The sequence below is a fragment of the Bifidobacterium sp. UBA4282 genome (assembly GCF_002394995.1).
In the GTDB taxonomy this organism is placed as follows: domain Bacteria; phylum Actinomycetota; class Actinomycetes; order Actinomycetales; family Bifidobacteriaceae; genus Bifidobacterium; species Bifidobacterium pullorum_B.
Map to the genome: position 1 here is coordinate 30,086 of NZ_DGVO01000040.1, position 3,929 is coordinate 34,014.

Consider the following 3,929-nt stretch of genomic DNA (forward strand, 5'->3'; position numbering starts at 1 on the left):
GGGGGGGGGGGGTAACGCGCAAGGGCATACTGCGAGGTGTCTGCCGTTTGCCGGCTACTTGGACAGGAGCTCGTCCACCAGTTTCGATTTCTCGGTCAGCTGGCCGCTGAAGCCCGGGCGGATGTCGAGCTTCAAGGTCACGCCGGTGCGGTATCCCTGCTCGGCGAGCTTCATCGTGGCATCGCGTACCACGCGTAGCACATCATCCAGATCGCCTTCGATGTTGGTGAACATCGCGTTCGTTTCGTTCGGCAGGCCGGAATTGCGGATCACCGCCACGGCCTGTGAGACGTATTCGCTCAATTCTGCGCCCACGCCGCTGGGGGCGATGGCCACGGCCGCCACCGTGTTGATATACGGCTTGTCGGTTTCGGGATTGACCGGCACCTCCTGCCGGACTGCGTTGCGGTTGATCTGCTTGGATTCGTTCATGTCAAACTCCTTCTTCTGGTGTGCCGGCTTCAGTGCCAATGCCAGGCGTGGTCCATCGGTCCGGAACCGTGGCCCAGGTCGAGCTGTTCGGCCAGCGCGCCGGTCAGATAATCCTTGGCGCTGCGTACCGCCTGCGGCAGTGTCTCGCCCAGCGCCAGATGGGAGGCGATGGCCGAGGAGAGCGTGCAGCCGGTGCCGTGCGTGTTCGGGTTGTCGATACGCGGGCTGGTGAACCAGGTGGCGGTGCCGTCCGGCTCCACCAGCACGTCGTTGGCGTCCTTGACGCCATGCCCGCCTTTGACGAGCACGGCGCAGCCGAAGTGTTCGGCCAGTGTGCGGGCGGCCGTCTCCATATCCGCCTCGGCGCGAATCCCTTCGCTGAGCAGTCGAGCGGCAGGGGCATCATTCGCCGACGAACGCTCCTGCAGAGCCTGCTCCAGCAGCGCCTCGGTCTCGGGCATATTCGGCGTGATGACCGTGGCCAGCGGGAACAGCCGTGTGGTGAGCGCGGCGACGGCATCATCGTCGATGAGTTTGGCACCGGAGGTGGCCACCATCACCGGGTCGAGCACGATGTTCCGCGCCTGATGCGCGGTCAGCCGGTCGGCGATCGTCTCGATAAGCGCCGCGCTGGAGACCATGCCGATCTTGACCGCCATTGGCGGGATGTCCTCGAACACCGCATCGATCTGGTCGGCCAGGATCGACGGGTCGGCGTTCTGCACGGCGCGCACCTCGGTGGTGTTCTGCGCCGTCAGCGACGTGATGGCGGACATGCCGAACACGCCATTGGCCAGCATGGTCTTCAGATCGGCCTGGATGCCGGCGCCGCCCGACGAATCCGATCCAGCGACCGTCAGCACCGGCGGCAGACCGTGCGGTTGCTTGACATCAAACATGGCGGCACCGCATTGCGGGGGAGCGGTCGCATCCGATTGCAGGTGGGAGGCCACCGACGCCGCAACGCCGTGCCGGGCGTCCCCACGCACGGCGATCCATGCCTGGAGCAGTTCGCGGGTGGCTCGTTCCGGATCGTCCGCGGCGGCGATCGCGGAGACCACGAACCATCCATCGGCCGCGGTCCGGGCCAACGCCGGCACGTCGTCCGCATGCACGCCGCCGCCGACCACCACCGGATAACGGCTCGCCTCGCACAACAGTTGCGCCCCCGCGATGCCGAGCGCGTGCTTGGTGCCGTCCGCTTCGACCGCGGCCGCATCCGGCTTGGTGGCGGTGTAGTGCAGCGGTCCCGCGCCGATATAGTCGATGGTGCCGTCGGGCAGCGCATTGGCGGTCTTGATGTGCGGCAGGATTTCGGCGGACAGGCCGATGATGGCGTCAGGGCCGAGCAAGGCGCGCGCCTGCTCGGGCATCATGTCGTCCTGGCCGATGTGCACGCCGTCGACCTTGATGCCGAGTTCACGGCACTGCCAGGCCGCATCGACGCGGTCGTCGATGACGAACGCCACAGTGTCCGCCTTGCCGGCCTGCGCGATGACGGCGGCGATCGCCTCGGCCATCGCGGTCAGATCGCGGGCGTCGGCGTGCTTGGCGCGCAGCTGGATGAAGGTCGCGCCGCCACGCAGCGCCGCGGCGACGACATCGGCCACCGGACGGCCTTTGGTGTCATCGGGGCCGACGACGAAGTAGGCGCGCAGGTCGAAGCGGTCGCGCATTGTGGGGTAGGGGAAACGGTTCATCGTCGATCCTTTCCGTGGTGATTGGGCCGTTGAATCGAACGGCCCATGTCGTTGTGCCGTCCGTGTCACTGCAGAATCGTGGATTCGGCGATCTGCTCGGCGGTGACATTCCACAGCGCGTCCAGGAATTCGGTCTGGAACGAGCCGGGGCCGTGGGCGGCGGCTTCGGCGATCTCGCCGGCGCGGTTGAAATGCAGGGAGGCGGCCATCGCCGCGGTCAACGGATCGGCGACGGCCAGATAGGTGCCGACCACGCCGCCGAGCGAGCAGCCGGCGCCGGTGATCTTGGTCATCAGGGCGCTGCCGCCGGGCAGTCGGTAACCACGCGTGCCGTCGGTGACGAAATCGACGGCGCCGGACACGGCGACCGCACCCTGCCCATCGTTTGAGTGAGCGGCGAGATGGCGGGCGATGCGGCGGGCGGCCGGCATCGCCGACTCCACCTCGTCGGCGGATTCCACGCCGGCGGGACGGGTCGTTGGTTCCCCGGCGTCGGCGGTCATATCGGAAAGTTCCCACATACGATCGAGCACGATGATCTCGCTGGCGTTGCCGCGCACGACGGTCGGCGGCACGTCCCGGAACGATTCGAGGATGGCGGTGCGCGTGGCGCCCAGTCCCGCGGCCACGGGGTCGAGCACCCACGGCTTGCCCTGGTCGTGCAGTCCGCGGGCGATGTCCGCCAGGGCGTCCTTGTAGAACGGCAGCAGCGTGCCGACGTTGATGTAGGTGGCGCCGCAGATGGCCGCGATGTCCAGGACATCGTCCGGCAGATAGCTCATCGCGGCGGTGCCTCCGACGGCCAGCTGCGCGTTCGCCACCAGATTGATGGTGACGAAGTTCGTGAACGATTGGGCCAGCGGCGTGGTGTCCCGTACGGCGTGGACCGCTTCAGCGATGCGAGCGCGCAGCGGATGATCGTCCGGCAGATCGCCGGGCCGCGATGCGGACGGGACTGTTGCGGATGATGCGTTGGACGAGTCGATGCTCATAGCTGCTCCCTACGATGGTCTTAACCAACAGGTTCAAAGGGTCGGGCTTGTGGCCCATCTCAACCCCGTGCGGGGTTCCCCTGCATGTCGGTTCCGACGCTACGCCGTCAAGCGGACAACCCGGGCATGAACCGGCGGTCCGTGCTGTCAGCGTCTATCGGTATCCTGAGGTCTTTGACAAGACCCCAAACCGTTCAAACCAGAAGGTGCATTGTGGCTGCAAGCAAACTCGATGAAGTGGTATCCCTCGCGAAGCGTCGCGGATTTGTTTTCCCCGCCGGCGAGATCTACGGCGGCACCCGTTCCGCGTGGGACTACGGCCCGCTCGGCGTGGCGCTCAAGGACAACATCAAGCGCGAATGGTGGCGCTCGATGGTCGTGACCCGCGGCGACGTGGTGGGCGTGGACACCTCGGTGATCCTGCCGCCGGCCGTGTGGGTGGCCTCCGGTCACGTCTCGGTGTTCAACGACCCGCTGATCGAGTGCCTGAACTGCCACAAGCGCCATCGCGCGGACAAGCTTGAGGAATCCTATGCCGAGAAGCACGGCCATGAGCCGGAGAACGGCCTGAAGGACATCGTGTGCCCGGACTGCGGCACCAAGGGCAATTGGACCGAACCGCGCGACTTCAACATGATGCTGCGCACGCATCTGGGCCCGGTGGAGGATGAGAACAGCCTGCACTATCTGCGCCCGGAGACCGCGCAGGGCATCTTCGTGGACTTCAAGAACGTCATGACCTCCTCGCGCTCCAAGCCGCCGTTCGGCATTGCGAACATGGGCAAGAGCTTCCGCAACGAGATCA

Annotated in this window: 3 protein-coding genes, 2 pseudogenes and 1 riboswitch; of the genes and pseudogenes, 1 reads left to right on the plus strand and 4 read right to left on the minus strand. The window is 66.4% G+C overall.

Annotation, left to right across the window (positions count from 1 at the left end):
* Positions 1-54: 54 nt before the first annotated feature.
* The 4 genes and pseudogenes from B4C31_RS06090 to B4C31_RS06100 all read right to left on the minus strand — a co-directional run bounded on the left by B4C31_RS06090 (position 55) and on the right by B4C31_RS06100 (position 3,124).
* Positions 55-432 carry a thiamine-binding protein gene (locus tag B4C31_RS06090; protein WP_291531748.1) on the minus strand — a complete coding sequence of 126 codons (378 nt, stop codon included), beginning with the start codon at positions 430-432 and terminating at the stop codon, positions 55-57.
* Positions 433-461: 29 nt separating this feature from the next.
* Entirely contained in the window at positions 462-1,331 is an 870-nt protein-coding gene (gene thiD / locus B4C31_RS08835; protein WP_414631852.1) for a bifunctional hydroxymethylpyrimidine kinase/phosphomethylpyrimidine kinase, read from the minus strand.
* A gap of 159 nt (positions 1,332-1,490) precedes the next feature.
* Positions 1,491-2,132, minus strand: a pseudogene (locus B4C31_RS08840) (thiamine phosphate synthase); the annotation flags it as partial.
* Positions 2,133-2,197: 65 nt separating this feature from the next.
* Positions 2,198-3,124 (minus strand): hydroxyethylthiazole kinase, encoded by a 927-nt coding sequence (locus B4C31_RS06100; protein ID WP_291531750.1) that lies wholly within the window; start codon positions 3,122-3,124, stop codon positions 2,198-2,200.
* A riboswitch (TPP riboswitch) is annotated at positions 3,114-3,216 on the minus strand. (Overlaps the previous gene by 11 nt.)
* Before the next feature lie 121 nt (positions 3,217-3,337).
* Between B4C31_RS06100 and B4C31_RS06105 the strand changes: the two are divergent.
* Positions 3,338-3,929 (plus strand): annotated as a pseudogene (locus B4C31_RS06105) (glycine--tRNA ligase); the annotation flags it as partial.